Below are 26528 nucleotides of genomic sequence, written 5' to 3'. Positions count from 1 at the left end.
CAGGGGGAGATCATGACTGGACGACTCGAGGGTCGCGTCGCGGCCATCACCGGCGGTGCGAGCGGTTTCGGCGCCGAGACGGCGCGCCTCTTCGTGGCCGAGGGGGCGAAGGTCGTGCTCGGTGACATCCAGGACGATCGACTCGCGGCTGTGGTGGCCGACATCGGCGACGCGGCGCGCGGCGTGCACTGTGACGTGACCTCTGAGGACGACATCGCAGGCCTGGTGGACACGGCGGTCGACGAGTTCGGCCAACTCGACGTGATGTTCAACAACGCCGGGATCATCGGCGCGGTCGGCCTGGTGGAGGCAACCCCGTTCGACGAGTGGCGTGCGACGCTCGCCATCCTCCTCGACGGCGTGTTCCTCGGCATGAAGCACGCCACCCGGGTCATGAAGCCCCGCGAGCGCGGCTCGATCGTGTCGATGACCAGCACCGCCGGTGTGATGGGCGGACTCGGACCGCACGCCTACACCGCTGCGAAGCACGGTGTCGTCGGCCTCACCAAGAGCGTCGCGGCCGAGGTCGGCAGCTGGGGGATCCGGGTCAACTGCATCGGACCGCACTCGATGGCCACGCCGATGGTGGCCCAGGGCCACTTCGGCGATCCCGACGCCATCGACGCCGTCGTCGAGGAACTCAAGGAGACGTCCCCGCTCAAGGGTCGCCCCGGGCTCGCGTCCGACGTCGCGAACGCCGCGCTGTGGCTCGCCAGTGACGAGTCCGGATACACGTCGGGCCACTGCCTGATGACCGACGCCGGATTCACGATCGGCTCGCGCCCCGAGCCGCCGCGCTACTCCGGCAACGAGCCGATGATCCGCGAGGCGGGCCGCCGGGGTCTCTAGGTGCGGGTGAGCCCGCCGTGACGGCCTAGGACTCGGCTGCCACCGAGCGCAGCCAGGCGATGTTGCGTTCCATCTCAGGGGTGACCGCCTCGGGGATCTTGTGCTCGACGTAGTGGAAGGCGTGGTCGACATCGGGCACCACCGACACGGTGGTGGAGACGTTGGCAGCGCACAGTGCGCTCGCCATGTCGAAGGTCTGGTCCACCAGTGAGTCCTCGCTGCCCACCGTCAGGTAGGTCGGTGGGAAGCGATCGAGGTACGGCGACCGCCGGGGGCTGACGAGCGGCGATTCGTGATGGTCGAGCCACGTGACGCCTAGATAGGCCTGGTACCACCAGACGTCGGCCGACAACCGGTTCGAACCGGGGTTCATGATCGCACGGGGGAAGTCGAACAGACCCCAGTAGAGCAGGGCACCGGAGATCGTCACCTCGACGTCGGCCAGGTCACGGCCGTCGACGCCGCCTCCGTCGCCGTGGAGCTCGTGGATGCAGACGGCCGACAGGTTCGCTCCCGCCGAGTCGCCGCTGACGAAGATGCGGTTCGGGTCACCACCGAGCGCGGCGGCTTCCCGAGCCGCCCAGCGGCACGCGTAGACGGCGTCGCCGACCGCGGTGGGAAAGGGGTGTTCGGGGGCCAGGGCGTAGTCCACGTTGACGGCGATGAACTCGGCGCCCGCGGCGAGGCGGGTGACCGGCCGGCGGACGCTGAAGGCGTCCGCCACGCAGAAGGCACCTCCGTGGAAGTAGACGAGGACCGGGAACGGTCCGTCGCCTTCGGGCACGTAGACCTCGGCCGTGAGGCGACGCCCGTCGCCCTCCCACAGGACGACGTCGGTCCGCAGGTCGGCGAGCGGTGGCATGTCGACGTGGTTGTGCGACAGGTCGTAGCCCGCCCGGATGGCCGGAATCTCCTCGACGGATGTCGCTCTCTGCGGCTCGAACGGTGTGCCGAGCATCAGCGACATCCAGCCGGAGCTGTCAGGATTCGGCATGGGGGCTCCCGGGGGTCTGCGGTGCGCGGCCAGCGTCACCGTCTCGGTCATGATCTTCGCGGTCCGCCCACACGCCGTCACGCATGAGGTGACGCCCCTCGAACTCGGCCTCGCCCTGCCACGACAAGATGGTCTCAGGGGTCAGTGTCAGCACCGACCAGGCCGTTTCGCTGTCGCGCGGGTCCCACCCGGCCGCTGCCGCGAACCGGTCCAGTTCGTCGTCGGTCAGCTCACCGAGGTCCCGGGCCGTCGCCCGCGTGTCTGCGATGACGACGTCGCTGGAGCTCTCGAGGGAGGCACGTGCCTTCCCGGTCGCCACGATGTTGCGGACCGTCGGGTTCGCAGTCTGGGTCACGCAGATGATGCTCGTGCCGTCCCACGTCAGCGAGAGAGGAACGAGGTGGGGGATTCCGGTGCCCGAGGCGGTCGCGACCCACACGTCGGCTTCGGTCTCGAATCTGCGGCGCGCCTGCGCGATCCGCTCGTCGGTGGGCCGGGTCATCTCACGATGCTAGGCGGCGGGCCCGGCGGGCCACTTCGGAGACGGCTTCTCCGAGGTCGATCGTCGTCACCCGACCGGCGTCGAGGACGTGGCGGCCCTCGATCCAGGCGTCGGTCACCGATGCCGGTGTCGCCGCCCATACCAGGTGGGTCAACAGGTCATCGGGGTCGTCGACGACCGGGGTGAACGCCGGGTCGTCCAGCGAGACGGCGATCATGTCGGCCCGACAGCCCGGGGCGAGCCGACCGATGTCGTCGCGGCGCAGCACGGCCGCCCCTCCCGTCGTGGCCATCGTCAACACGTCGGCGACGGTCATCAGGGACGCGTCGGCGTGGTGGGCGCGCTGGAGTCGGATCGCGGTGCGCATCTCCTCGAAGATGTCGAGGCGGTTGTGTGAGACGGGACCATCGGTGCCGAGACCCACCTTCACGCCCGCAGCGCGCAGGTCGCCGAGGCGGATGACCCCCGAGCCGTGTTTCGCGTTGGAGCACGGACAGTGTGCGATGGCCACGTCGTGGTCGACGAGGATGTCGATGTCGTCGTCGTCGAACCAGATGCCGTGCGCGCCGAGGACGTCGGCGTCGAGCACGCCGAGGTCGGCCAGGAACGCAGGCACCGAGTTCCCGTACCTCTCACGGATGCGGGCGTCCTCACCGTCCTGCTCGGCGAGGTGGATCTGGACCATCAGCCCGTGCTCGCGGGCGACCTCACCGACGCCCCGCAGACACGCCTCGGAGGTGGAGTAGGCGGCGTGGGGTCCGAGAGCGACGTCGATGAGGTCATGGTCGGCGTAGCCGGCGGCGAGGTCGACCATTGCATCCAGTTGCTCCTGCCAGCTCCCGAAGTCGAAGTGGTGGGAGCTCTCGATCACCGGCGCGGCGACCACGCTGCGCAGCCCCACCTCGGCTGCCGCGGCCGCCATCCGGTCGGCATGGAAGAACATCTCGGCCGACGTGGTCACGCCGTTGCGGATCAACTCCGCCGCCCCGAGACGCATCCCCCAGGTCACGTCCTCGGCGACGAGGCGGCTCTCCCGGGGCCAGATCACCTCTGTGAGCCACCGGTCCACAGGCAGGCCCTCGCCGGCGCCCCGCAGCAGGACCATCGGGGTGTGGCAGTGCGTGTTGACGAAGCCGGGCATCAGCACGCCGTGGACACGGTGAACCGGTGCGTCCGGCCGGTACGGGGCGTCCGCTGCCGCGCCGACCCAGCTGATCCGTCCGCCGTCGACGTCGACGACGCCGTCCGTCACGATCGAGACCGAACCGTCGAGCGTCAGGAGCCGGTCGGCCCGGTAGCGCCCCATCAGCGCTGGATGGCGCCGGCGGTCGGCTCAGACCATCTCGACGATCGTCGCATTGGCCTGGCCACCCCCCTCACACATCGTCTGGAGGCCGTAGCGGCCGCCGGTCCGCTCAAGTTCGTGGACGAGGGTGGTCATCATGCGGGCACCGGTTGCCCCGAGAGGGTGACCGAGGGCGATGGCGCCGCCGTTGGGGTTCACCTTCGCGTGGTCCACGCCCAGCTCGGCCTCCCAGGCCAACACGACCGGGGCGAACGCCTCATTCACCTCGGAGATGTCGATGTCGGCCATGTCGAGTCCGGCCCGCTCGAGGGCCTGGCGGGTGGCGGGGATAGGTGCCGACAGCATCACGATCGGGTCGTCGCCGGCGAGGGTCATGGCCACGATCTTCGCCATGGGCTCCAGGCCATGACGCTCGACGGCCGCCTCGGACGCGACGAGCAGCGCGGAGGCCCCGTCGGAGATCTGGCTCGAGGTCGCGGCCGTGACCGTGCCGCCTTCGCGCACCGGCTTCAGCGACGCCATCTTCTCGAGGGTCGTGTCCGGTCGGACACCCTCGTCGCGGACCACGTCGCGGTAGGGGACCACCTCGGCGTCGAAGCGGCCCTCCTGCCACGCACGCTCGGTGCGGAGGTGCGACTCGAGGGCCATCTCCTCCATCTCGTCGCGGGTGATGGCCCAGCGTTCCGCCATGATCTCGGCGCCGCGGAACTGGCTGATCTCCTCGCCGCCGAAGCGCTCGACCCAGCCCAGCGCCGCATACGGGTCACCGAAGGCGGCGCCCTCGGCATGGGGGTTCGTCGCCCAGTACGGCGATCCGATCGGAACGATCGACATGTTCTCGACGCCACCGGCGACCACCAGGTCCGAGACCCCGGCCATGATCGCCTGGGCTGCGAAATGGATGGCCTGCTGGGAGCTCCCACAGCGACGGTCGACGGTGACCCCCGTCACGTTCGACGGGAGTCCGGCCGCCAACCACGACGTCCGGGCGATGCATGCCGTCTGGGGTCCGATCTGGTTGACGCAACCGAGGATGACGTCGTCCACGCCGGCGGGGTCGATCCCCGTGCGTTCGACGAGAGCGTTCAGCGTGTGGGCGGCCAGGTCCACCGGGTGGACCTCCGAGAGGCCGCCCTTACGGCGGCCCATCGGGGTGCGCAGGGCGTCGATGATGTAGGCGTGGGGCATGGGGCTCCTCAGTGTGAGCTGGGATGGGGGAGAAGGTCGATCAGGATCTTGGTGAAACCGCCGTCCACGGTCAGAGTCTGCCCCGTGATGTAGTCGGCGTCATCGGAGAGCAGGAACGCCGCGGCCTTCCCGATGTCGTCGGGTCGGCCGATGCGGCCGGCTGGCACCATCGAGCGCCGCTTCTCGTGGAGTTCCGCGTCGGCGTAGACGACCTCGGCCATGGCGGTGCGCACCATGCCGGGGGCGATGGCGTTGACCCTCACACCGAAGGGCCCCCACTCGACGGCGGCCTGGGACGTGAACGCGGAAACCCCGGCCTTGGCGGGGCTGTAGAGGAGGCCGCCCATCTGGGGGGTGGCAGCGGCGATCGACGACAGGTTGACGATGGCCCCGCCGACCTCGCGCAGATGCGGCAGCGCAGCCTTCGACAACAGGATCACCGCGCGCAGGTCCACGTTGTAGATCTCGTCGAGGAGATCCGGGTCGGCGTCGGCCAGCGTGCCCCGACGGATGATGCCGGCGTTGTTCACCAGACCCTGGAGCCCGCCGAGTCCCTCGACCGCGCTCGCCACGATCGCCTCGGGGTCCCGGGCGACGTCGCCGGGGACGGCGATCCCATCGACGCGTGCCGCGACCTTCGCCGCGGCGTCGGCATCGAGGTCGTTGACCGCGACCCGCCACCCTCTGTCGGCGAGCACCTCGACGATGCCCTCACCGATGCCCGACCCGCCGCCGGTGACCAGTACCCCTTGTCGAATGCTCATCGTGCCGTTCCCCGTCTCGGTGTCTCTCGGTCCTCAGATGTCGGCGCCTGCGAGGCGGACGACCTGTTCTCAGAAGTCGGCGCCTGCGAGGCGGACGACCTGGTGGGTGATCGCTCCGTGGGCGACTGTGAACGTGTCGGCCCCGCTCGTACCGTCCGCAGCGCCGCCGACGAGTCGCCATGGCACGGTCACCGTCCCGTCGCCGTTCACGACGGGCTCCGAGAACGTCACGAGCGCTCCGGCGAGGCGCTCGGGAACGGTGACGAAGTACGCCTCGATCTCGGTCCGACCCTCGTAGGTCTCGCCCCGGTCGAGCACGGCGTCGGCTGCGTAGTCGGCGGCCATCGCCGCCGGGTCACCGGTGTGGACGGCAGCGAGGTGGTCCCGTACGACCTCGATCGGGCTTCTGCCCACCGACGAGGCGGACCCGGCGGCTGGCTCGTTGTCAGGCATTCGTGATGCCGAGCCCGAGCCCGCCGTCGACGACGAGAACAGCGCCCGTCGTCCACTCGGCTCGTGCCAGGTACTCGAACGCCTCGGCGATCTCGGTGGTGGTGCCGATCCGGCCGAGCGCGTGCGCTCCCGACATCGACTCCAGGCGTGCCTTCGCCTCGGCGTCGTCGAAGAGGCCGGCACGCTGGTTGATCTCGGTGAACACCGCACCGGGCCGGACCGCGGCGACCCTGATGCCGTCGGCGCCCAGTTCGGCCGCCAGGACGCCGACGAGCGTCTCGATCGCGCCCTTGGTGGCCGCATAGGGCGACACGCCGGGGAAGCAGCGCTTGACATGCACCGACCCGACGAACAGAACCGATCCCGACGTCTCGGCCAGATGTTCCTTCGCGAGGCCGGTCAGGAGCATCGGCCCGATCACGTTCGTGTCGAACACGTGCTTGAGGTCGTCCTCGGTCAGCTCGTCGATCGGGCCCCGGTACATGTTCCCGGCGTTGTTGATCAGGACGTCGAGCTTTCCACCGCCGTGTTCGACGGCCGCTGCGAGCATCGACCGACGGTCGGCGTCGACCGTCACGTCGCCCTGTGTCGCATGGCACCCTGTGCCCAGCGCGTCGGCCACCTCCTGCACCTTGTCGAGGCGTCTGCCGGTGATCGTCACCCGGGCGCCGTGGTCGACGAAGTACTCGGCGGTGCCCGCGCCGATGCCGGAGCCGCCGCCGGTGATCAGCACTGACATTCCCTCGATCTCACGCATCGGTGATCTCCATGATCTCTTCGTCTGAGGCGCCACCCAGGTGGCGGATGATCCGCCGCAGCATGACGCGGTTGGCAGGGGTCTCGTAGGTGGTCGCGTCGTGGCCGAGCGCGGAGTAGGCGACCGGGGCGTCGCCTTCCGTGCGGGTCCAGACGATCTGATGGGCGTTGTCCCCGTCGTGTGCGACGGCGTGCACGTCGATGTCATCTGTCAGATCGAGGAACGAGTACCGCTCGTCGGTCACCTCGAAGCTGCCGAGCCCCGCGACGACCGGGTGGTCCGACACGGTGTCGACGGTGAACCTGCCCGGCGGTGGATGCATCGACCGCTCCCAGTTCCAGGCACCGCCGATGATCTCCCCCCACCGGGGCCAGTCGTCGAAACAGATGGGCGCCGTGTGCAGGGCGAGAAGCGGCCGGCCGGCGGCGACATGGCTCTCCACGGCGTCCCGCCAGGCCTGGGTGGCCGGACGCGCCCATTCGGCGCGGACCTCGGGCGTGTACCGCTCGTCGGTCATGGAGAAGAACAGCGCGTTGACCACGAGCAGGTCGAAGTCGAGGCGGGCGAGCGCACCGGCCCCCTCCGCGAGGTCCTCGGTGACCGCCACGTCGTAGCCCTCGGCTTCGAGCGCGGCGACGACCGGCGGGGTTGTCTGCTCGGCGGGGTGGGCCCACCCTCCGGACACGACGAGGGCTCTCATCAGCGGAACCTCCTACGATCGGCGACATGACGAGACGAGCAGTGGTTACGGGGGGCGCACGCGGTATCGGCGCGGCGACGGTGCGGCGACTCACCGACGACGGTTTCGACGTCGTGGCGCTGGACATGAACGGTGGTGACGGCGTGATCGCCTGCGACGTCACCGACCCGGCATCCGTCGCCGCCGCGGCCGCGGAAGTGGGGCCCGTCGAAGTACTGGTCAACAACGCCGGTTTGTGGCGTTTCGGCCCGCTCGAGGAGTGCAGCGAAGAGGACTTCGCCGCCGCGCTCGACGTCAACGTCAAGGGCACCTTCAACTGCATGAAGGCCTTCGTCGGGCCGATGATCGCGGCCGGGCGGGGTTGCATCGTGAACCTGGCGTCCATCGCCGCCTACCGGGCCAACCCGGCGGTCGGTTCCTACTCGGCGTCCAAGGCGGGCGTCGTCATGTTGACCGAACAGGCCGCGCTCGAGTGGGGACCCCACGGGATCCGCGCCAACGCTGTGGGCCCCGGCCTCGTCGTGACCGAGGGAACCGCCGACGTCTACGGGGATCCGAAGGTGGTCGAGGTGCGGTCCAACTCGGTGCCGCTGCGGCGCCTGGCGGAGCCGGAGGACATCGCTGACGTCATCGGGTTCCTCTGTTCGGATGCTGCCCGGTACGTCACCGCTCAGACCATCTACGTGGACGGCGGCATCTCCAAGGCGCTGATGGCGATTCTGCCCCGGCCCTACGACATGCCCGGCCCCAGCATCGACTGACCGGGACTCGACCGCGCTCGGGTTCCCCCCGTCGTTCGGGCCCCCAGCGTGCCCATGGGGTCCGGTTCCGGATCGTGTCAGCTCGCTCACCCGTCGTCCGACGCGCCAACGGAGTCCACGGACTCGGGTCGGGGAAGGTTGCCGATGATCGAGTTCACGACGCCACCGTCGACGACGAGGTTGTGGCCGGTGATGTAGTCGGCCTCGTCGGAGCACAACCACATGACGGCGTTCGCGATGTCGTCCTCGGTGCCCAGGCGCCGGGCCGGGACCTTCGCCTCGCGTAGGCGACGGAATTCCGGGTCGGCGAAGATCGGGGCGCTCATCCCGCCGTCGATCATCCCCGGCGCGACGGAGTTCGCACGGATCCCGAGCGGTCCCCATTCGACCGACATCTGCTGGGTGAGCATCGCCAGGCCGGCCTTCGTCGCCGCGTAGGCGCCCGCGTTGGGTCCCGGCGCCACGCCGTTGATGGACGTGAGCGACACGATCGAGCCGCGTCGCCCGGCGGCGGCGAGTCGTTGCGCGTACTCCCTGCTCATCAGGAAACTGCCGGTCAGGTTGACGTCCACGACGGAGCGCCAGTCGGTCGACGACATCCCGATCAGTGGTCCGAAGCGGACGATGCCTGCGTTGTTGACGAGAGCGTCGGGAGGATCACCGAAGGCGTCGAAGGCGGCGGCGATGGCGTCCTCGTCGTTGTTCGCGGCGGTGATGGCGACCCCGGCCGACAGCAAGGCGGCGGTCTTCGCCGCCGCTTCGCCGTCAATGTCGAGAACGCCGACCCGGTAGCCGAGGCTGTCGGCGTGGCGGGCGATGGCAGCGCCGATGCCGTTGGCGGCGCCGGTGACGATGACGGATTTCATGGGTTCCTCCGGTCGAAGACCACGGGGTAGGTCGAGAAGTGTTTGCGTTGCGTGTTCGGGTCCAGCGTGGGGGGCCGGTCCGGGTCGGGGCGGCCGCCCGCGGCCAGGAACGCGGACACCGTCGCCGGGACGGTGCCGTAGAGATGCTCGGCGGGGTCGGCGCCGTCGAGCACCTCTAGCCCACCGTCGAGTTCCTGGCCGATGCACGCGTGTCGGCCGCCGCCGAAGCTCATGCCCCAGGCGTTGGCCCCGTCGGGGACGGCGCGGTGCGGGTCGAAGCGGTCCGCGTCGGGTCCCCACACCTCGGTGTCGCGGTTGGCGGCGACGAGGTCGATCACCACCCGGGATCCCTCGGGCAGCACGGTCCCGTCGGCGAGCGTCACGTCGCTCAGCGGTCGCCGCCACGCGACCGGGCTGGCGGGGTTGAGTCGCAGTGACTCGTGCATGCACCGCTGGGCGAACAGGCGGCCGTCGTGGGCCCGCTGGAGATCCGCGGGGTGCTGGGCGGCCCACCCGAACAGGTCGTCGATCGTGTGGGTGAACGCGTTGGCGGTCGAGTGGCCGCCGGCCTGGAGATAGAAGCAGACCTCGCGCTCGATCACGTCGCCGGAGAGGTCGAGTCCGTCCTCGTTCCACAGCAGCGTGGTCAGGACGTCGCGGGGGAGTGCGTCGGGGTCCGCATTGCCGGCCCGGACGTCGTCGATGATGGCCTGTCGGCGCTCACGTGAAGGCGCGAGGCGTGAAGCGACGAAGTCCGCCTTGAGTTCCTCCACCTCGGTCCGAACGATGTCGCGGTCCCGGGTCGAATGGACGAGCGTGGCGCCCTCGGAGAGCTTCTTGACCGCAACCTCGAGTTCGGCGACGGCGTCGGAGTCGGTCGGGTCGTGGTCGATGCCGGCGATGGTCGCCGTGAGGTTCATGGCGCAGCGGTAGCCGATGACGGGGAGGTCGCCCGTGCCGGACGCGATGAACGGCGCGAGGGTGGCGTCGATGGTCGAACCGAGGACCTCGCGTTCCCAGTACGTGAAGATCTCCCGGCGGAACAGGCGGTTCTCGAGGCGACGCCTGTCGCGGTGGGCGTCGCCGTGAAGGTCGAGGAGGCAGCCGGCCATGACGACGGCGCCCTCGTCGTACATCGCCTGTCGCAGTTCCTTACGGCGGTAGGCGTCGCGTACCTGGTCCCAGCGCGACAGCTCGACCACCTCGACGGTGTCGGTCATCGGTTTCCCCCTGTTGGCGGCGAGCCTACCGAACCCCGGCTCGCCGATGAGAACCGGCGTCCGGTAGCGTCGGCGCCCGTGTCTGCCAGCGAGATTCTCGAGGTCGTCCGCCGTGCCGTCGTCGGCCGCACGCGGGAGGTCGAGGTGGTCGTGGCCACCCTGGCGGCCGGCCGCAACGTCTTGTTGGAGGGTCCACCCGGGACCGGCAAGTCGACTCTGCTGCGTTCCGTGGCGGGAGCTCTCGGGCTCGACTTCGTCTTCGTGGAGGGAAACGCCGAGCTGACCCCGGCCCGGCTGCTCGGGTCCCACGACCCCGCCCACGTACTCGCCGAGGGATACACGGCCGACGCGTTTGTCGACGGGCCGATGCTCGAGGCCGTGCGGTCCGGGTCGCTGCTCTACGTCGAGGAGATCAACAGGATCCCCGAGGAGACCCTGAACGTTCTGGTCACCGTGATGAGCGAGCGGGAGGTGACGGTGCCGCGTCTGGGTCGGGTCGAGGCCGCTGAGGGTTTCCGGCTGGTCGCCGCGATGAACCCCTTCGACGCTGTCGGCACCGCCCGGATCTCGGGCGCCATCTACGACCGCACGTGTCGCGTCGCGATGGGTTACCAGGACGCCGGCGAGGAGACGGCGATCGTCTCGGCGGTTACAGCCGATGCGACGGCGGCCCTCGGCCCCGACGTGACGGCGAAGATCGTCGAGCTCGTCCGGGCCACACGCGAGCATCCCGACATCCGACTCGGCTCGTCGGTCCGTGGAGCCATCGACATGGCCGCCGTCGCGGCGGCGCTCGGCGACCTGCGGGGTGTGGCTCCCGACTCCGACGATGTCACCCGTGACGCCGCCATCACCGCTCTGAGCGGTCGTATCCGTCTCCACGAGGGAACCGGCCGGACTCCCGACGATGTGATCGCGGACCTGTGGCGCCGGTTCTTCGAGACCCGCCCGAAGAAGCCCCCCGAATCCGGGGAGTCTTCGTCGGGAAAAGGCGCTCCCCGGCGGCCGGATCACCGGGCACCGGGGACGGACTGATCCGCGAGGGCGCATCGGCCCAGCGCGAGATCGACAAGTCCCGGCGGCGCACGACGCCCCGGGCCGCCATGGAGCGCATGCGGCCTCAGATCCGTGAGATGTCGCCCGAAGCGGGCGAGTTCGACGAGCAGGCCGTCCGTCGTGCACTGCGTGACGACGCCGACGAGGCTCTCATCACCCTCGCCGAGGCCGGCGCCGCGTCGGACGCGAAGCTGCGCTCCTACGCGAAGCGTATGGCCGCCCGGGTCGTGATGGAGCTGACCTCCGGGCAGGTCTCCCCGCGTCGTGGCGTGGACCGACTCGCCCGCCGGCCGCTCTCCGAGGGCGGCGACATCGATCTCGACGCGAGTCTCGACGCGGTGGTGGCGGGACGGGTGCTCGGCGAGGTTCCCGACCCGGACCGTCTCGTGTCGCGCTCGTGGATCCGTTCCACCCACGCCCTCAGCCTGATCGTCGACCGCAGCGGTTCGATGGCGGGCGAGCGCCTCGTTGCGGCCGCGCTGGCAGCGGCGGTCGTGGCATGCCGGGCGCCGGGTGACTACAGCGTCCTGGCCATCGCCGGCGACGTCGTCGTCATCAAGTCCCAGGACGAGGAGCGGTCTCTCGACGCTGTGATCGACGACATCCTCGCCCTCAAGGGCTATGGCACCACGGACCTCTCGCTCGGCCTGCGGGCGGCGGGTCGCCAACTCGCCCGCTCGCGGTCCTCGCGGCGGGTGGCGGTTCTCTTGTCGGACGCGGAGTCGACCGCAGGTGGCGATCCCCTCGACGCCGCCCGCCAACTCGACCGGCTCCATGTCATCTGCCCGCCGGGCAACGAGCAGGGGGCACGTGAACTCGCCCTGGCCGGCAGCGGGCGCTCGGCTGTTCTGGCGCGCCCGACGGCGATCCCGCAGGTGATGATGCACCTCGTCGACTGACCCGGCGGGTCGAGCCGACGAGGCGCAGAGGATCAGCTCCCGGGGGCGCGGTAGTCGGGCGTCTTCTGTGCGGCCGCATCGACTACGGCCGGTTCCATCAGCGGGACGATGCTGACCATCACGGCGTCGCTGGCGTTGATCGTGAGCGACCAGGCCGTGGCGGTTGCGTCGTCGGGGAACTCGCCGATCCCGTAGACGTCGACCTCGCCGAACGCGTAGTAGAAGTATTCCAGCGTGCCGCCGACCGATTCGACCGACGCGCGCGCGGCCTCCATGCGCGCTGTTCCGCCTTCGGCCATCAGGCCCTTGACCCCGTCGCCCACGTAGTTGGCTCGGACCAGGTATTTCGGCATGGCGGTTCTCCTGTTGTTCAGCGCCCAGACGGGCGCCGAGTCAGTCTCGCGCTCTTTGGCTCGGGGCGCGTCGAGGCGGGGGAGTGCGCCGTGCTCGGCCCGGCGCGGGAGATGGGGTGGAGCCGCTCGAACCGGGGCGTCGGTTCAAGCCGGTGGACCGGGTGGACCGGTTGTTCGGGGTGGGCCGTTGGCGGGTTCATGCCATTGGAGGTTGGGTGCGGTGCCGGTGAGGACGATCTCGCCGTTGTGGAGGGCGGTGTGGTGTCGGCGGCACAGCAGGGTGAGGTTGATGAGATCGGTGGGGCCGCCGTCGGCCCAGTGCACGATGTGGTGGGCGTCGCACCATTCCGGAGGCGCATCACAGCTGGGGTGGGTGCAGCACTGATCACGGGCGACGAGTGCGTCCCATTGGGCGGGTGTGGGGGTGCGGGCGGTCCGGCCGAGGTCGAGCACCTCGCCGTCGCTGCCGAGCACGGCTGGGATCACGCCGGCGTCACAGGCGAGGCGCCGCAGTTCTGTCGGGGTCAACACGTTGCCGTCGGGTGTCTCGGACCGGCTCCGGTTGCCTCCGCCAGCGGGGACGTCGATGCCGAGTTGGTTGCGGAGGGTGTCGAGGTCACAGATGACGGTGATGGTCGGGCGGCGCCGCTTTGTGCCTTTCACCGGTTCCGTGCCTGTGGTCGGCGTGCCGGTGGCGCGGCGGGCCAGTTCGATGGCGGCGTCGTAGCGGCGCTGTGCGTGGGTCGTGGTGATCTGATCTCTCGACTCGGGCCGCCCTCCGTGCTCAGCGCGAAACGCTTCGTCCGCGAGGGCGTCGACCGCGGCGAGGAACTCCGCGCTGTCGGCGGTGCGGGCGAGGATCTCGATGGTGACCATGGCGTCGGGCCGGGACTTGTCGACGGTGAGGCGCCGTTTCCGGGTCTGTTCGGCGTCACGGTCCACGGGGTCCTCGCCGAAACGGCACCAGCTCAGGATCATCTGGCGGAGCCGGTTGGGGCCGTAGCGGCGTGCCCAGCCGACGAGGGTGGCCTCGTCGCGGCGGGCCCGTATTGGGTCCTTGTCGCATGCGATGGCGAGGATCGTGATGTGCGCCTGGGTCATCGCACCTGCCGCGAGGGCGTCGATGGCCAACGGGAGGATCTGCGACACGCGCGCCTCGTCGCGTTTGCGGCGCGACTCGTGTCGGTCCCCGCCCGAGTGATCGCCGCGACCGCCGGGTGTGGGCCCCGGTGGGGGATCGAACCCGGAACCGTCCTCGGCGCGACCGCTGTCACCGCCACCGCGGCCGGCGTCTTCTCGATTGGGGGCCGGGGTGGTGAGGCGCGTGATCTCCGCGCGGTTGCGGGCCGCCGCGGCGACCACTGCGCAGCGCAAGCCCTCCAGGTCCCTGGCGAACCCCTCGAGGTCCGCCAACGCGTGGCCGTCGGGTCGCCATCCCCGCAACAGGTCCGACGCGGTGGTCACCGCCCCCGCCGCGCCGCAGTCTGTGTCGGCAGCGAGATCACCCTCAGTTCGATGAACGAACACCTGTTCGACCATGAACCTACGGTACCCGACCGGTGTGACAGTCCAGGATCAGCCACCATGACGGGGTGGGAATGCGCCGCCCATGGAGGGGAATGCGAGAATCGGATGATCAGGAGAACAGGCAGCCGATCGGATCGGCGCGTGAAGTTGCGCAACCTGGCCGTGCTCGCAGTGGGATCGACGTTGTCGTTCGCAGCGTGTACCGCCGATGACGCCGGTCGACTGTCGGGCGTGACGGTGGCTGCGGCGGACCCGGGCCCAGACCTCGATGAGGACGACCGCTGGATCGTGACAGTGGAACTCGACGACGCCCGGGTGGAGGGTGATTCCCTCGTGCGGGTCGCCTTCTACGGCGACCAACTCGACTGCGCCGAAGGCGACGTCGCCATCTCGCCGGGCGATATCGCTGCCGGGGCAGCGATCGTGTTCACACGGGTCGGTCGCGATGTCGACTCGACATCTCCCCCCACGATCGCGGGCACCGACGTCGACGTGGAGTGCTGAGTCGAGCCCGCGCCACGCCGGGCCTGTTCGCACGGGTCCACCGCTGGCGTCCGACCAAAGGCCCTGAACGCGGCACCGCAGATGCGATGTGATGCACCGATGGAGGCGGAACCGATGACATCGCCCGGCGATCCCGGCGTTCCCGGCGATCCCGGCGATCCCGGCGGACCGTCGGAAGTCGCCGACCTCTATTGGATCCCACTCGGAGCCGGCACGCCCGTCGTTCAGTTGAGCGGGCGCATCTTCGAGGCCTTGTCGGCCATCCGGCACCGTCGGGCGCGCTGCGATCTGTACCACGCGGCCCTGGTCATCACGACGCCGACGGGTTCGGTTGCCGTGGAGCAGGCTCCGGTCCCCGACGACGACGGCGACTCGAGGGGAGTGGTCGCGACCGGCGCGGTCGGGACCCGGTGGGCCGGCCGCTTCAGGGTGTTCCGCTACGAGGTGAGGCGCTGGCACGACGGTGACATCCCCGACCTGTCCTTCGCCGTCGGCGGACCGACCCGGCTCAGCGACGACGCGGAAACCACCCGACGGATCCTCGACGTGCTCCCCGGTGTCCCGACCCCGGTCTGGGGCCGCGATCAACTCGACGCGGGCGAGATGTGGAACTCGAACTCGGTGATCGCATGGACACTGACGACCGCCGGCGTGGATGTCGACGCGCTCTCACGGCCACCGGGGGGTCGTGCGCCCGGCTGGGCGGCCGGGGTCGCAGTTGCCCGCCGCGGCACCTGAACGACGGGGCCCGAAAACGACGAACGCCGCACCCCTCAGGGCGCGGCGTCCGTCGCTTCCAGCAGTGCGAGAGCTACAGCGCGGTCATCCCACAGTCCACGGGGATGATGGCGCCTGTGATCATGTCGGCGTTGTCCGATGCCAGGAACACGACCATGTCGGTGATGTTGTGCATCTCACAGCGCCACTTCGAACCGACCATCTGACCGGCGGCTGAGAACTCCTCGAACGCCGCCTCGGGCGTCATGTCCATCTCCTTGGAGAGGCCCTGGACCATGCCCGAGCCCTGGCCCTCGCCCGGCTTGATGGTGGCTGGGAGGATGGCGTTGACGTTGATGTTGAACTCAGCCATCTCGGTGGCCCATGCGGTGGTGGCGCCACAGATGCCCCACTTCGACGCCACGTAGTGGCTGAGCAGCGAGTGACCCGAGCCGACGACGCCGGATCCGATGTTGATGATCTTGCCCTCGCGGCGCCCGATCATGTTGTCGGCGGCGTACTTGGTGACGTGGAAGGCGCCCTTGAGGTTGGTGTCGATGATGGCGTTCATCGTCGACGGACGCATCTTGTGGATGACGTCGAGCGCTGCGATCCCGGCGTTGTTCACGATGACGTTGATCTCGCCGTCGAAGAACTCGAGCGCCTTGTCGACGGCGGCCTTCACCTCGTCCTCATGGCGGATGTCGCACTCGATGGCGACTGCCCGCTGGCCCCGCTCCTCGATGGCCGCGACCGCGGACGCCCCCATGTCGGGGGTGGCGAGCGAGTAGATGTCGTCGATGTCGTGGTCGATGTCGAGCAGGGCGACGTCGCAGCCGCCCTCGGCGAAGGCCTTGGCGTGGTTGAAACCCTGTCCCTTCCAGCCGCCGGTGATCAGAACCTTCTTGCCTTCGAGTCCGCGGAGCTCGATCGCCATGTCGGGAATCCCCCTGTGTCGGTGACGTGCGGCGCCGATTCTGCCACACGCGCGGGGGGTCGTCCGAAGCGGGTTGCCGACATCGGGCGTGAACTCAGACGCTCATTCCGCCGTCGACCGGGATGGTCGCGCCCGTCACCGCCGATGCGTCCGCCGACAGCACCCACGCGATCGCCGCGGCGAGCTCCTCGGGACGAAGGATCCGCTTGTCCGTGTGGTTCGTCGCGAACGCGGCCACGTCGACGATCCCGTACAGCGCCGCGCTCGCGACGAGGATGTCGGTGTCCGTCGAGCCCGGGCAGACGGCGTTGGCTGTGATGCCGGTGTCGCCCAGGTCCGCGGCGAGTCCCTTGATGAGCGCGATGATCCCGGCCTTCGCAGCGCTGTACGCCGTGATGCCCTCGTACCCACCGAGCGCGGCCGCCGAGGCGATGCCGACGAAGCGGCCGCGGCGTGGCTCGGGTCTCTCCAACATGGCGGGGATCGCAGCTGCGGCGAGGTTGCGTGTGCCCGTCAGGCTGACGTCGACGACGGCGTCCCACTGGTCGTCGGGCATCTGCCACAGCGGCACGCCGCCCTCGATCACGCCTGCGAAGCCGACCGCGGCGTCGAGACCGCCGAAGCGTGCCCGCGCCAACTCGACGGCGGCGGCCATTGCGTCGCGGTCGCGCACATCACCGACGAGAGTGGCTGTCCGGTCTGAGCCTCCCGCGGCGGCCGCGGTGGCCCGGAGGTCCTCCTCGGTGGCGAGCGCGTAGCGCAGCGCAGGGTCATCCGCGCACCGGTCGACGAGGACGAGGTTCCAGCCGTCGGCGGCCAGGCGCCGGGCCGTGGCCGCGCCGATCCCGCGTGCGGCCCCGGTCAGGAGCGCGACGGGCGCCGGGGCCGCGGTGTCGTTCATGGGCCGAGGGGCCTTCCGCCGTCGACGGCGATGATCGCGCCGGTCGTGTGGGTGAGGGCCGTACAGGCGGCGAGAACGGCGTCGGCCACGTCGTCGGCGGTGGCGAGCTTCTTCAACGGGGTGGCCTCCGTCTGGGCGTCGAGTAGTCCCTCGGGCATCGTCGCGGCGTAGTCGCCGAGGACGAAACCAGGCGAGACCGAGATGACCCGGATGTCAGGGGCCAGGGCCCGACCGAGCGAGCGCGTCATCGAGTCCATCGCCGCCTTGGACGCGCAGTAGGCGACGTTGGAGCCCATGCCCGTCACGGCGGCGACCGAGGAGATGTTGACCACCGTGCCGCCCCCGTCGCGCTGGAGCAGCGGGCGTAGCGCCCGCACCGTGGCGAACGCGCCGCGCCAGTTGGTGGCGAAGATCGAGTCGATCAGGTCGTCGTCGAGGCCTGCGAGGTCGTCGTGGGCGACCGGACTTGTGATGCCGGCGTTGTTGACGATCACGTCCAGCCGACCGAAGGTCGCCTCCACCAGGCGTGCCAGTTCCTCGAGGGCGTCGGGATCGGTCACCGACGCCTGCACGGCGAGATGCGGCGCTCCGCCCAGATCCGCGATGAGCTGCGCGGCCGGCCCCGACGACGCGCGGTACGTGGCGACGACGGTCGCTCCCTCCCCGGCGAGGCGGCGACAGATCGCCGAGCCGATGCCGCCCGCGCCACCGGTGACGACGGCCACCGCACCGTCCAGTGAGATGGCCATGTCAGGCGAACTCGACGAGACCGCGGACGATGCGGCCAGCGAGCAGGTCGGCGTACCCCTCGTTGATGGCGTCGAGTGGGTATGTCTTCGAGACGAGCGAGTCGAGTTCGATGGCGCCCTGCTCGGCGAGACGCAGCAGCCGGGGGATGTCCACTCGTGGGTTGCACGAGCCGAACACGGTGCCGCGGATCTGCTTCTCGAACAGCGTGAGATCCAGCAGCCCGAGCTGTGCTTCGTTCTGGACGAGCGGCGCTAGGCCCGTCACGACGAGGCGGCCGCGTTTTCCGAGCAGCGCCATCGCCGGGGCGATCATCTCGCCGGAGACGTTGCCGGGGGAGAGGATGACGACGTCGGCGTTCGCTCCCCGTGTGGCCTCGCTGACGGGACCGCCCGCCTCCGGGATCGACGCGACGGCGTGCGTGGCGCCCAGTGACAGGGCCGCCTCCCGCTTCATCTCCACCGGATCCACCGCGACGATGGTCACCGCCCCCGCGTGGCGGGCGCCCTGGACGGCGTTGATGCCGACCCCACCGACGCCGACGACGACGACGGTGTCACCGGGCGCGACCTCGCCGGTGTTGACCGCGGAGCCCCAACCGGTGGCGACACCGCAGCTCACGAGAGCGACCCGCGCGAGGTCGTGGTGGGGTTCCACCTTCACGACGGAGGACTCGTTCGCCACGATCATCTCCGAGAACGTCCCGAGCTGGCACATCAGGTTCAGGTCCCGGTCGCCGTGGTGGTGGCGCCACGTGTGGTCGGCGATCATCCCGTCCCCGGCGAACAGCTCCGCTGCCAGGTCACAGAGATTCTGATGGCCGGTGGAACACGACGGGCACCGACCACACGCCGGCACGAACGACATCGCGACGTGATCGCCGACGGCGAGGCTGGTCACCCCCTCGCCCACGGCCTCGACGACGCCGGCACCCTCGTGACCGCCGATGGCCGGCAGGAACGGGGGCAGACCCCACTCTGTTGGCATCGACAGGTCGCCCACCCGCAGGTGCTCGTCGGAGTGGCACAGCCCGGCGTAGCGCATCCGGATCAGCACCTCACCGGGATGGGGGTCGTCGAGTTCTATCTCGACGACGTCCCAGTTCTGACCCTCTTCCCAGACCACCGCAGCTCGTGTCTTCACGGGCTCAGTCAACCATCCCCGTGCCCGTGGCCGCCTCCCGGAGCGGGTCCAGCAGCTGCGACGATCACGGCGGTGAGGTCCGCTACGAGCCCTTCGAGGATGTCACGACCCTCGGCCGCGGTGGCCCCGGAGGGGTCACCGAGGACGCCGCTCGCGGAGACGGACCTCACTCCGGCCCGGCGGAGCTCGCCGATCAGCTCGGTGAGAGGACGCTCCTCACCGACGACGTCTCCGTAGTGGTGGACGAGGCCCGGCTCGAGCGCCAACATGACCGACGTCTCCGTGCGCCCGGCATGAGCGTCGCCGCCCGGAACCGCGGGTGCCCAGGTCATCACGGAACGGCCTTCGGCAGCGAGGAGCGATGCGGCTCCCGCGAGAGCGTCGGCGTTCCCACCGTGTCCGGATGCGAACACGACCGCCGAGCAGGGCCCCGCCAGCGACCGGCCGAGTTCCACCAGGACTGCGGTCAGCGCGTCCGTGCCGATGGAGACGGTGCCGGCGAATCCGGCATGTTCACCCGAGGCGCCGTAGGGGAGCGTCGGCAACAGGACCGCCGGCGTGCCGGTGGCGTTCGCGTTGCGTGTCGCCCGTGCTGCGACGGCCGTTGCGATCGTGGCGTCGGTGTCGAGTGGGAGATGTGGACCGTGTTGTTCGAGCGAACCGAGCGGGACGACCGCCACCGCCCCGGCGTACCGGGCGGCTTCGGGCCACGAGAGCCGGGCGAGGTCCAACTGCGGCTCAGCCCGGCTTTCGGGAGAGTGCGACGGGGACGAGTGCGCCGGGGCGGCTGTGGTCCTGGGACGGTCGCGGTGTGGCGGTTGCGTCGATCCCGGCGATGGCTTCGTCGCCGTGTCCGAACACGCAGTCGGGGTCGGGTCCGTCGAGGGGGATGCCGGTGAAGAACTTGGCGGCCATGCACCCGCCCTGGCAGGCGTCGTAGGAGCCGCAGCTCGCGCATGCGCCGGCCGAGCCGGGCTCTCGCAGTTCGGTGAACAGCTCCGACTCACGCCACACGCGGGTGAATCCGCCGGGGTCGCGGACGTTGCCGGCGAGGAACTCGTCGTGGATGACGAAGGGGCACGCGTAGACGTCGCCGACGGGGTCGATGAGGCAGACGACGCGCCCGGCGCCGCAGAGGTTGAGCCCGGGGAGCGACTCACCCAGAGCCGAGAGATGGAAGAAGGAGTCGCCGGTGAGGACCTGGGGATGATCGAGGAGCCAGGTGTAGAGCCGGCGTTGCTGGTCCTGGGTGGGGCGCAGGTCGAGGTAGACGTCGGCGCCTCGACCCGACGGGCGCAGCCGGGTGACGCGTAGCTGGGCGCCGTGCTCGTCGGCGATCGCGAGGAGGTCGTCCATCTGGTCGGCGTTGTGGCGGGTGGTGACGACGGAGATCTTGAACCCCTCGAAGCCGGCCTCGGTCAGCGCCGCCATGGCGTCGCGGGCGGCCACCCAGGTGCCCTCGCCGCGCAGCGCGTCGTTTGTGGCGGCGTCGACGCCGTCGAGGCTGATCTGGACGTCGACGTAGTCGGTGCCCGCCAGGCGGCGGGCCTCGGGCGCGCCGAGCCTCGTCCCGTTCGTGGAGAACTTCACGCCGACCTTGCGCTCCACGGCGTGGTCCAGGATGGTCCAGAAGTCACGGCGGACGAGGGGCTCACCGCCGCCGATGTTGACGTAGAAGACGTCCATGGCGGCGAACTCGTCGACGACGCGCAGCGCCTCGGCGGTCGACAACTCGTTCGGGTCCCGTCGCCCCGACGACGACAGGCAGTGCACGCACGCGAGATTGCATGCGTAGGTCAGTTCCCAGGTGAGACAGATGGGGGCGTCGAGGCCCTCCTTGAGGGTCTCGACGAGCGGCGGCTTTCCAGAGCGGTTCTCAGAGTTCACAGATGACCTCGGCGGCGGCGAGAGACGACAGTGCGGCGGTGAGCGAGCGACGCTCCCGCTCGGCGGATTCGGGATCGGACGCGGGGTCCACGGTCTGGTCGATCGCGGCGGCCGGCGACGGGTGGGTCTCGAGAGAGCGCACGAGGTCCACGAGTCCCTGCGACTTCAAGAAGACGAGGCGCCGGTTGCCGTAGTGGTACGCCAGCGCGCCGAACGCCTCGGGCCGCAACGCCACCTCGGGGCTGAGCCGGTGCGGCCGGGTCGGATCGAACGTGTCGGTCGGCGCGGACATGGGCGCTGGCCTAGTAGACCCCGCACATCCCGTCGATGGAGATCTCCTCGACCAGGACGTCAGTGGCGAGCTCGTCGGCGGCCACGACCGTCTCGTCGGTCGTCGTTTCGGTCTCGACGGTGTTGGCCTCGACGGTTTCGGTCGGCTCCATCGTGTGGTCCCCTCGGGTCGCGTGGTTGCACGACGATACCGGCGGTGTGCGACCGCGGGAAATCACCGGTGGGGTCCGCCCGACCCGCTGTGCCATGGTGAGCGACCGTGGACGCACCGAGGCTGATCCTCGACGCCCGGACGCGGTGGTCCGGCACGACGCTCATCGGTGGATCGCCGATTCGCGTCATGCGCCTGGGAGCGCGGGGTCTGCCGATCCTCGAGGCCGAACTCACGGGACGTCCCTCCCCGGATCCCGGAGCCGCGCGCTCCCTCTCGAAGCGGTTGTGCGCCGCGGGACTCGCTCACCCCGTCCCGGTGCCGTCGGGCATCGGGCGCGAGACGGTTGCCGTCGTGATCCCGGTCCATGACGACCCGGGTGGCGTCGGCTCGCTCCTCGCTGGCGACGGGATCGTCGGCAGCGCCGAGGTCGTCGTGGTCGACGACGGGTCCACAGCGGGGCGCGCGCCGCGTGTCGCGGCCCGGACGCTGCGCAACCAGACCGCACTGGGACCCGCCGCCGCCCGCAATCGGGGATGGAGGGCGACGGTGGCACCGTTCGTCGTGTTCGTCGACGCGGATGTCTCTGTGTCGGGTCGGTGGATCGAGGAACTCCTCGCCAGTTTCACCGACGACGATGTCGTGGCCGTCGCGCCGCGGGTCCGTGCAGCCCCCGGGAGCAGGGCCCTGGATCGCTATGAGGAGCACCGCTCGCCTCTCGACATGGGGACCGCCCCCGCCGTCGTCCGTCCCGGATCGCCCGTCCCCTACGTGCCGGCGGCTGCTCTCGTCGTGCGACGGGACGCCCTCGAGGCCGTCGGCGGCTTCGACGAGGCACTCCGCTACGGCGAGGACGTTGATCTCGTCTGGCGCCTCACTGCACTCGGCACAGTGCGGTACAGGCCTGACGTCGTGGTCGGCCACCGGAACCGCGGATCCTGGTGGGATCTCGCCCGTCAGCGGGCGTCCTACGGACGTGCCGCGGCCCCGCTGGAGAGTCGCCATCGTGGTGCCGCCTCACCGCTGGTCATCAATCGCTGGTCGGCGCTGGCCTGGGGTGGCGCGCTCGTCGGTGGACGGAGGGGCGCGCTGGGCGGCGTCCTCGTGGCGCTCGGGTCGACGACCGCGCTGGCCCGGCGCCTGCGCGGTCATGTCCCGGACCCGCTCGCCGTCTCCGTGCGGATAGCGGGGCTGGGGAACCTCGCCGCAGGTCGCTGGATCGCCGAGGCGGCGCGTCGAGCCTGGTGGCCCGTTCTCTTCGTGGCGGCGCCGCTGTCGCGTCGGGTGCGGAGGTTGACCGTCGCGATCGTGTTGGCGCCGCCACTCGCCTCCTGGTTCCGTCGGCGGCCGCGCCTCGATCCGCTGCGGTGGACGGTGGCGTGCGCGCTCGACGACGGCGCCTATGCGCTGGGTGCCTGGCGCGGATGTGTGCGCGAGCGCTCCGTGCGGGCCCTGCTCCCCCGCCTCAGGGCGGGCGAGCGTGAACCGGCGGCGCACAGACGCAGTCGGTAGGGTCTGGGGCGTGACCACAGCTCCGGCCGACGTGGCGATCGACACGGATGATCCCGCGGCGTTCCTTGCCGCCGGAGACTTCGTCGATCATGAGAACCCGGCGGTGCGTCGCTGGGTGGAGGAGACCGTCGACGGTGCCGTCGGGACCGAGGCCGCGGTGCGTGTCTACTACGACGTGCGGGACCGCGTCCGCTACGACCCGTGGACGGTGTCCACAGACTTCGAGACCTACCGGGCCTCCGCGCTGGTCACGCGCAGCGGCACGTGGTGCGTCCCGAAGGCCACTCTGTTCGTCGCAGGCTGTCGGGCGGCGGGCGTTCCCGCCCGGGTCGGACTCGCCGACGTTCGCAATCACCTCGCCAGCCCCAAGCTTCTCGAAGCGCTCGGGACCGAGATGTTCCACTACCACGGCTATGCGGAGGCTCACGTCGGGGGCCGGTGGGTCCGGGTGACGCCCACGTTCAACAAGGGTCTCTGCGAGAAGTTCGGAGTCCACCCCGCCGAGTGGGACGGGACGCACGACGCCCTGTTCCACGAGTTCGACACGTCCGGGCGTCGGCACATGACCTACGAGCGGTACCACGGCGTCTTCGCCGATGTGCCCTACCCGGAGATCTTCGCCGCGTTGAAGGTCGAGTACGGCGAGAACTACGACAGGCTCGTCGAGTACTCCGGCGGCGCCGAGGGTGCTGCCGACGCGGCGTTCTCCGGCTGACGGGTCCAGCGGAAGCCCTGCCGGGGCCACCGGGGGAGCGGCCTACGAGTAGGCGATCTCGGTGGTGAGGACCTGCTCGGACCAGTTGCCGACCTTCTCGCCCCGCAGCGGGCCGTGTGTCGGCCACGGGCCCGAAAGGTCGGTGCGCTCGCCCCGGCAGATCACCTCTGCCATGCGGTGGCGGTCGTTGAGCACGCGGATGTCGGCGAGGGGGTCACCGTCGACGACGATGACGTCGGCCTTCATGCCCTTCTCGATCGTGCCGATCTCGCCTTCCATCCGCATGGCGATGGCGCCGTTGCGCGTGGCGCAGGTGATCGCCTCGAGCGGTGACAGTCCGAGGGCCTGGGTGAACACCTCCATCTCGCGGCCGTGCCAGTGGCCGTAGGGGGTGAGCGAGAAGCCCGACTCCGACCCGCAGATGAGTGGCACACCGGCGTCGTAGGCGGTCCGCATCATCTTGCCGGTGGCCTCGATCTCGTTGCGGAAGATGTCCTCCATGCCCGGACGGGTCCCGACCTTGTGGCCGAAGTCGGCGAGGTTGGCGAGGAACGTGAAGGTGGGGCACAGCGACGCGCCCGCTTCGACGACCGCCTCGAGTGCCTCGTCGTCCATGAACGAGGCGTGCAGGATCATGTCGCAGCCCGCCTTCGCCGCGACCGTGGTCGAGTGGGCGGTGCGGCAGTGGGCCATGACCGGGATGCCGAGTTCATGGGCGGCGTCACAGGCGGCCTTCAACTCGTCGTAGCTCCAGACGAGCAACTCGCCGGGCCGGCCCGGGATCAGCCCGGTCGCGTGGATCTTGATCCAGTCCGCGCCCTGCTTGATGTGGCGACGAGTCCACATGATGACCTCGTCCACGGAGTTGACGACCTGGGCGTAGCCGACCTGGCCTTCGTCCGGCACGAGACGCCCGGCGGTGCCGCCGACCGCGGTCATGAGGGCCTGGACCCCTGCGGCCATGCGGGGACCCTCGACCACCCCGGCGTCGACGGCCTGACGTAGCGAAGGTCCCATCGAGAAGATCGAGTCGGGGTCGACGATCGAGGTCACCCCCGCGCGGCGGATCTTCGTCAGGTTCTGGCCGGTCACGAGGGCGTGCAGCGTGTGATCCCGATGGAAGAACAACTCGTCGTTGGACTGCACGTCGTCGAAGGTCGAGTGGCAATGGGCGTCGATGAGGCCGGGCAGCACCGTCCGGCCGGTGGCGTCGATGCGTTCGGCATCGGGTGAAGCCTCGGCCTCGGCGTCGGCGCCGACCGCCACGATCGCATCACCGTCGATGCGCACGCCCGGATTGGGGACGGCGTCGGCCCCGGTCCCGTCGATCAGCGTCCCGCCGGTGATGAGCAACTCCATGTCGGTCTCCGTTCGTCGTGTCCGCCGCAACGCTGCGACGCCCCCTGGACCAGTCCGATCGTACCCACCGGTCGGGTTACAGTCCCGTCCGTGGAACTCGGACTTCATGATCGCACGGCACTCGTCGCGGCTTCGTCCGCGGGACTGGGATTCGCCACGGCGGCAGCCCTCGCCGCGGAGGGATGTCGGGTCGTCGTCTCCGGTCGCAGCGCAGGTCGACTCGAGGAGGCCACCGGCCGGATCCCCGGGGCGATCCCGGTCGTGGCCGACGTCTCGACGCCCGACGGCGCAGCGGGACTCGTCGACGAGGCGGTGTCGGCACTCGGCCGCGTCGACATCCTCGTGACCAACGCAGGTGGCCCGCCCGCGGGCACGTTCGCGACGACCGACGTGAAGGCCTACCCCGACGCGCTGGCCCTCAACCTCCTGTCGGTCGTGGCGATGTGCAGGGCGGCCGTTCCGGCGATGTGCGAACGGGGATGGGGGCGCGTGCTCGCGATCACCTCGATCTCGGTGCGCGAGCCCATAGCGAACCTGATCCTGTCCAACACCGCGCGCGCCGGGGCGACCGGCTTCCTCAAGACCCTCGCCCTCGAAGTCGCGTCACAGGGGGTGACGGTGAACTCGATCCAGCCGGGACTCCACGAGACGGACCGACTCGTCGAGGTGTACGGCGACACGCTCGCGGAACAGACGGGCCGGATCCCTGCGGGCTTCCTCGGCGATCCGGCGGACTTCGGGCGCGTGGCCGCATTCCTGTGCTCCGAGTCGGCCCGGTTCATCACGGGTACGGCGGTGCCGGTCGACGGCGGTTCCCACCGGGGTCTCCAGTGACGTCGTGTGAACGGGTGGCCGGCTGGGCCATCATTGCCGTGACGACCGCAGAGGAGTGAGTCCGTGTTCCGACATGTCGTGATGTTCAGCTGGACCGAGGATGCCACCGACGAGGCGAAGCAGGCCGCGCTCGAAGCCGTGGGCGGCCTGCCCGACATGGTCGCCTCGATCCGCTCGTTCTCGGTCGGCACCGACGCCGGCCTGGCCGAGGGCAACTTCGACGCCTGCGTGGTGGCCGACTTCGACGACGAGGCCGGGTACATCACCTACCGCGACCACCCGGACCACGTCCGCGTCGTGACGGAGCTGCTCCGGCCCATCGCGTCGGGACGAGCGGCCGTCCAGTATCAGCTCTGAGTGCACTACTCGATCAGGGGGAAGCAATGGCCTACACCGTGACCGTCGACACCGATGAATGCCTGAGCTCGGGCAAGTGCGTCGCCGACTATCCCGAAGGTTTCGACTTCGACGACGACGACCTCGCCGTCGTCGCACCCGGCGTCTCGTCGCTCAGCGATGACCAGTTGTTGCGGGCGGCCCGCAACTGCCCGGCGCGTGCCATCCACCTGTTCGATGCCGACGGCGCGGAGATCGCGACCTGAGCCGCCGGTCCGGGGCCGGACGTCCCCGCTACC

At 70.1% G+C, this 26528-nt stretch carries 32 protein-coding genes; 11 read left to right on the top strand and 21 right to left on the bottom strand.

What is annotated here, in order from left to right; genetic code table 11:
- The first annotated feature begins 12 nt into the window (after positions 1-12).
- The gene (locus RIE08_12915; GenBank protein MEQ8718505.1) at positions 13-849 is read left to right on the top strand and encodes an SDR family oxidoreductase; all 837 of its coding nucleotides are present in this window, start codon (positions 13-15) and stop codon (positions 847-849) included.
- Positions 850-874: 25 nt separating this feature from the next.
- Here the strand turns inward: RIE08_12915 and RIE08_12910 are convergent, their stop codons facing one another.
- The 8 genes from RIE08_12910 to RIE08_12875 all read right to left on the bottom strand — a co-directional run bounded on the left by RIE08_12910 (position 875) and on the right by RIE08_12875 (position 7513).
- On the bottom strand, positions 875-1843 hold the full coding sequence (locus RIE08_12910) for an alpha/beta hydrolase (protein ID MEQ8718504.1): 969 nt from the start codon (positions 1841-1843) through the stop codon (positions 875-877).
- Positions 1830-2345 carry a pyridoxamine 5'-phosphate oxidase family protein gene (locus tag RIE08_12905; protein ID MEQ8718503.1) on the bottom strand — a complete coding sequence of 172 codons (516 nt, stop codon included), beginning with the start codon at positions 2343-2345 and terminating at the stop codon, positions 1830-1832. Before RIE08_12905 ends, RIE08_12910 begins: the two co-directional genes overlap by 14 nt.
- Position 2346: 1 nt before the next feature.
- A complete protein-coding gene (locus tag RIE08_12900; GenBank protein MEQ8718502.1) occupies positions 2347-3651 on the bottom strand; it encodes an amidohydrolase in 1305 nt (434 codons plus the stop codon).
- Positions 3652-3678: 27 nt separating this feature from the next.
- Positions 3679-4839: an acetyl-CoA C-acetyltransferase gene (locus tag RIE08_12895; GenBank protein MEQ8718501.1), complete on the bottom strand. Its 1161-nt coding sequence runs from the start codon at positions 4837-4839 to the stop codon at positions 3679-3681.
- Positions 4840-4847: 8 nt separating this feature from the next.
- Positions 4848-5603, bottom strand: coding sequence for a glucose 1-dehydrogenase (locus RIE08_12890; protein MEQ8718500.1), 756 nt, complete (start codon positions 5601-5603; stop codon positions 4848-4850).
- 69 nt (positions 5604-5672) lie between these two features.
- A complete protein-coding gene (locus tag RIE08_12885) occupies positions 5673-6017 on the bottom strand; it encodes a nuclear transport factor 2 family protein (GenBank protein ID MEQ8718499.1) in 345 nt (114 codons plus the stop codon).
- Between the two features lie 31 nt (positions 6018-6048).
- Positions 6049-6813, bottom strand: coding sequence for an SDR family oxidoreductase (locus RIE08_12880; protein ID MEQ8718498.1), 765 nt, complete (start codon positions 6811-6813; stop codon positions 6049-6051).
- The gene (locus RIE08_12875) at positions 6806-7513 is read right to left on the bottom strand and encodes a ThuA domain-containing protein (GenBank protein MEQ8718497.1); all 708 of its coding nucleotides are present in this window, start codon (positions 7511-7513) and stop codon (positions 6806-6808) included. Before RIE08_12875 ends, RIE08_12880 begins: the two co-directional genes overlap by 8 nt.
- Positions 7514-7539: 26 nt before the next feature.
- Here RIE08_12875 and RIE08_12870 point away from each other — a divergent pair, with 26 nt between their 5' ends.
- Entirely contained in the window at positions 7540-8274 is a 735-nt protein-coding gene (locus RIE08_12870; protein ID MEQ8718496.1) for an SDR family NAD(P)-dependent oxidoreductase, read from the top strand.
- 86 nt (positions 8275-8360) lie between these two features.
- Here the strand turns inward: RIE08_12870 and RIE08_12865 are convergent, their stop codons facing one another.
- Both RIE08_12865 and RIE08_12860 read right to left on the bottom strand, forming a co-directional pair.
- A complete protein-coding gene (locus RIE08_12865; protein ID MEQ8718495.1) occupies positions 8361-9140 on the bottom strand; it encodes an SDR family NAD(P)-dependent oxidoreductase in 780 nt (259 codons plus the stop codon).
- Positions 9137-10360 (bottom strand): cytochrome P450, encoded by a 1224-nt coding sequence (locus tag RIE08_12860; GenBank protein MEQ8718494.1) that lies wholly within the window; start codon positions 10358-10360, stop codon positions 9137-9139. Before RIE08_12860 ends, RIE08_12865 begins: the two co-directional genes overlap by 4 nt.
- A gap of 78 nt (positions 10361-10438) precedes the next feature.
- Between RIE08_12860 and RIE08_12855 the strand changes: the two genes are divergently transcribed.
- Both RIE08_12855 and RIE08_12850 read left to right on the top strand, forming a co-directional pair.
- Positions 10439-11395, top strand: a complete 957-nt coding sequence (locus RIE08_12855) for a MoxR family ATPase (GenBank protein ID MEQ8718493.1) — start codon at positions 10439-10441, stop codon at positions 11393-11395.
- A 77-nt stretch (positions 11396-11472) separates the two neighbouring features.
- A complete protein-coding gene (locus tag RIE08_12850; protein MEQ8718492.1) occupies positions 11473-12315 on the top strand; it encodes a vWA domain-containing protein in 843 nt (280 codons plus the stop codon).
- A gap of 32 nt (positions 12316-12347) precedes the next feature.
- Here the strand turns inward: RIE08_12850 and RIE08_12845 are convergent, their stop codons facing one another.
- Positions 12348-12668: a GYD domain-containing protein gene (locus RIE08_12845; GenBank protein ID MEQ8718491.1), complete on the bottom strand. Its 321-nt coding sequence runs from the start codon at positions 12666-12668 to the stop codon at positions 12348-12350.
- A 144-nt stretch (positions 12669-12812) separates the two neighbouring features.
- Positions 12813-14207 carry a DUF222 domain-containing protein gene (locus tag RIE08_12840; protein ID MEQ8718490.1) on the bottom strand — a complete coding sequence of 465 codons (1395 nt, stop codon included), beginning with the start codon at positions 14205-14207 and terminating at the stop codon, positions 12813-12815.
- Positions 14208-14336: 129 nt separating this feature from the next.
- On the opposite strand from RIE08_12840, the gene RIE08_12835 reads away from it, so the two are divergent.
- Positions 14337-14699 (top strand): hypothetical protein, encoded by a 363-nt coding sequence (locus tag RIE08_12835; protein ID MEQ8718489.1) that lies wholly within the window; start codon positions 14337-14339, stop codon positions 14697-14699.
- A gap of 114 nt (positions 14700-14813) precedes the next feature.
- On the top strand, positions 14814-15437 hold the full coding sequence (locus tag RIE08_12830) for a hypothetical protein (GenBank protein MEQ8718488.1): 624 nt from the start codon (positions 14814-14816) through the stop codon (positions 15435-15437).
- A 73-nt stretch (positions 15438-15510) separates the two neighbouring features.
- Here RIE08_12830 and RIE08_12825 read toward each other — a convergent pair whose 3' ends face one another.
- The 8 genes from RIE08_12825 to mftA form a co-directional block, all read right to left on the bottom strand.
- Positions 15511-16353: an SDR family NAD(P)-dependent oxidoreductase gene (locus RIE08_12825; protein MEQ8718487.1), complete on the bottom strand. Its 843-nt coding sequence runs from the start codon at positions 16351-16353 to the stop codon at positions 15511-15513.
- A 94-nt stretch (positions 16354-16447) separates the two neighbouring features.
- Entirely contained in the window at positions 16448-17254 is an 807-nt protein-coding gene (locus RIE08_12820) for a mycofactocin-coupled SDR family oxidoreductase (protein MEQ8718486.1), read from the bottom strand.
- Positions 17251-18003: an SDR family oxidoreductase gene (locus RIE08_12815; protein ID MEQ8718485.1), complete on the bottom strand. Its 753-nt coding sequence runs from the start codon at positions 18001-18003 to the stop codon at positions 17251-17253. Before RIE08_12815 ends, RIE08_12820 begins: the two co-directional genes overlap by 4 nt.
- Position 18004: 1 nt before the next feature.
- On the bottom strand, positions 18005-19144 hold the full coding sequence (locus tag RIE08_12810; protein ID MEQ8718484.1) for an NDMA-dependent alcohol dehydrogenase: 1140 nt from the start codon (positions 19142-19144) through the stop codon (positions 18005-18007).
- An 8-nt stretch (positions 19145-19152) separates the two neighbouring features.
- Positions 19153-19875, bottom strand: coding sequence for a mycofactocin biosynthesis peptidyl-dipeptidase MftE (gene mftE, locus RIE08_12805; GenBank protein MEQ8718483.1), 723 nt, complete (start codon positions 19873-19875; stop codon positions 19153-19155).
- 7 nt (positions 19876-19882) lie between these two features.
- Positions 19883-21031, bottom strand: a complete 1149-nt coding sequence (gene mftC / locus RIE08_12800) for a mycofactocin radical SAM maturase (protein ID MEQ8718482.1) — start codon at positions 21029-21031, stop codon at positions 19883-19885.
- Positions 21021-21323 (bottom strand): mycofactocin biosynthesis chaperone MftB, encoded by a 303-nt coding sequence (gene mftB / locus RIE08_12795; GenBank protein MEQ8718481.1) that lies wholly within the window; start codon positions 21321-21323, stop codon positions 21021-21023. Before mftB ends, mftC begins: the two co-directional genes overlap by 11 nt.
- A gap of 10 nt (positions 21324-21333) precedes the next feature.
- A complete protein-coding gene (gene mftA / locus RIE08_12790; GenBank protein ID MEQ8718480.1) occupies positions 21334-21474 on the bottom strand; it encodes a mycofactocin precursor MftA in 141 nt (46 codons plus the stop codon).
- Positions 21475-21581: 107 nt separating this feature from the next.
- Here mftA and mftF point away from each other — a divergent pair, with 107 nt between their 5' ends.
- Entirely contained in the window at positions 21582-22985 is a 1404-nt protein-coding gene (gene mftF / locus RIE08_12785; GenBank protein MEQ8718479.1) for a mycofactocin biosynthesis glycosyltransferase MftF, read from the top strand.
- A gap of 10 nt (positions 22986-22995) precedes the next feature.
- Positions 22996-23700 (top strand): transglutaminase family protein, encoded by a 705-nt coding sequence (locus RIE08_12780; GenBank protein ID MEQ8718478.1) that lies wholly within the window; start codon positions 22996-22998, stop codon positions 23698-23700.
- Positions 23701-23742: 42 nt separating this feature from the next.
- On the opposite strand, the gene RIE08_12775 is transcribed toward RIE08_12780, so the two are convergent.
- Positions 23743-25059 (bottom strand): amidohydrolase family protein, encoded by a 1317-nt coding sequence (locus RIE08_12775; protein MEQ8718477.1) that lies wholly within the window; start codon positions 25057-25059, stop codon positions 23743-23745.
- A gap of 90 nt (positions 25060-25149) precedes the next feature.
- Between RIE08_12775 and RIE08_12770 the strand changes: the two genes are divergently transcribed.
- The 3 genes from RIE08_12770 (at position 25150) to RIE08_12760 (ending at position 26495) form a co-directional block, all read left to right on the top strand.
- The gene (locus tag RIE08_12770) at positions 25150-25893 is read left to right on the top strand and encodes an SDR family oxidoreductase (GenBank protein ID MEQ8718476.1); all 744 of its coding nucleotides are present in this window, start codon (positions 25150-25152) and stop codon (positions 25891-25893) included.
- Positions 25894-25956: 63 nt separating this feature from the next.
- Positions 25957-26250, top strand: coding sequence for a Dabb family protein (locus RIE08_12765; GenBank protein MEQ8718475.1), 294 nt, complete (start codon positions 25957-25959; stop codon positions 26248-26250).
- Positions 26251-26276: 26 nt separating this feature from the next.
- Positions 26277-26495, top strand: coding sequence for a ferredoxin (locus RIE08_12760; protein ID MEQ8718474.1), 219 nt, complete (start codon positions 26277-26279; stop codon positions 26493-26495).
- Positions 26496-26528: the final 33 nt, after the last annotated feature.

Source organism: Acidimicrobiales bacterium (assembly GCA_040219085.1).
Taxonomy (GTDB): Bacteria; Actinomycetota; Acidimicrobiia; order Acidimicrobiales; family JAVJTC01; genus JAVJTC01.
The sequence above is the reverse complement of the archived record's forward strand: the minus strand, read 5'-3'. Positions and strand labels throughout refer to the sequence as shown.

Coding starts and splice junctions, on each gene's coding strand:
- RIE08_12850 (MEQ8718492.1), top strand. CDS start 11,473: ATGCGGCCTCAGATCCGTGAGATGTCGCCCGAAGCGGGCGAGTTCGAC.
- RIE08_12830 (MEQ8718488.1), top strand. CDS start 14,814: ATGACATCGCCCGGCGATCCCGGCGTTCCCGGCGATCCCGGCGATCCC.
- RIE08_12840 (MEQ8718490.1), bottom strand. CDS start 14,207: ATGGTCGAACAGGTGTTCGTTCATCGAACTGAGGGTGATCTCGCTGCC.
- mftA (MEQ8718480.1), bottom strand. CDS start 21,474: ATGGAGCCGACCGAAACCGTCGAGGCCAACACCGTCGAGACCGAAACG.
- RIE08_12845 (MEQ8718491.1), bottom strand. CDS start 12,668: ATGCCGAAATACCTGGTCCGAGCCAACTACGTGGGCGACGGGGTCAAG.
- RIE08_12890 (MEQ8718500.1), bottom strand. CDS start 5,603: ATGAGCATTCGACAAGGGGTACTGGTCACCGGCGGCGGGTCGGGCATC.
- RIE08_12860 (MEQ8718494.1), bottom strand. CDS start 10,360: ATGACCGACACCGTCGAGGTGGTCGAGCTGTCGCGCTGGGACCAGGTA.
- RIE08_12820 (MEQ8718486.1), bottom strand. CDS start 17,254: ATGAACGACACCGCGGCCCCGGCGCCCGTCGCGCTCCTGACCGGGGCC.
- RIE08_12880 (MEQ8718498.1), bottom strand. CDS start 6,813: ATGCGTGAGATCGAGGGAATGTCAGTGCTGATCACCGGCGGCGGCTCC.
- RIE08_12865 (MEQ8718495.1), bottom strand. CDS start 9,140: ATGAAATCCGTCATCGTCACCGGCGCCGCCAACGGCATCGGCGCTGCC.
- RIE08_12760 (MEQ8718474.1), top strand. CDS start 26,277: ATGGCCTACACCGTGACCGTCGACACCGATGAATGCCTGAGCTCGGGC.
- RIE08_12900 (MEQ8718502.1), bottom strand. CDS start 3,651: ATGGGGCGCTACCGGGCCGACCGGCTCCTGACGCTCGACGGTTCGGTC.
- RIE08_12815 (MEQ8718485.1), bottom strand. CDS start 18,003: ATGGCCATCTCACTGGACGGTGCGGTGGCCGTCGTCACCGGTGGCGCG.
- RIE08_12875 (MEQ8718497.1), bottom strand. CDS start 7,513: ATGAGAGCCCTCGTCGTGTCCGGAGGGTGGGCCCACCCCGCCGAGCAG.
- mftB (MEQ8718481.1), bottom strand. CDS start 21,323: ATGTCCGCGCCGACCGACACGTTCGATCCGACCCGGCCGCACCGGCTC.
- RIE08_12775 (MEQ8718477.1), bottom strand. CDS start 25,059: ATGGAGTTGCTCATCACCGGCGGGACGCTGATCGACGGGACCGGGGCC.
- RIE08_12910 (MEQ8718504.1), bottom strand. CDS start 1,843: ATGCCGAATCCTGACAGCTCCGGCTGGATGTCGCTGATGCTCGGCACA.
- RIE08_12895 (MEQ8718501.1), bottom strand. CDS start 4,839: ATGCCCCACGCCTACATCATCGACGCCCTGCGCACCCCGATGGGCCGC.
- RIE08_12905 (MEQ8718503.1), bottom strand. CDS start 2,345: ATGACCCGGCCCACCGACGAGCGGATCGCGCAGGCGCGCCGCAGATTC.
- RIE08_12915 (MEQ8718505.1), top strand. CDS start 13: ATGACTGGACGACTCGAGGGTCGCGTCGCGGCCATCACCGGCGGTGCG.
- RIE08_12825 (MEQ8718487.1), bottom strand. CDS start 16,353: ATGGCGATCGAGCTCCGCGGACTCGAAGGCAAGAAGGTTCTGATCACC.
- RIE08_12870 (MEQ8718496.1), top strand. CDS start 7,540: ATGACGAGACGAGCAGTGGTTACGGGGGGCGCACGCGGTATCGGCGCG.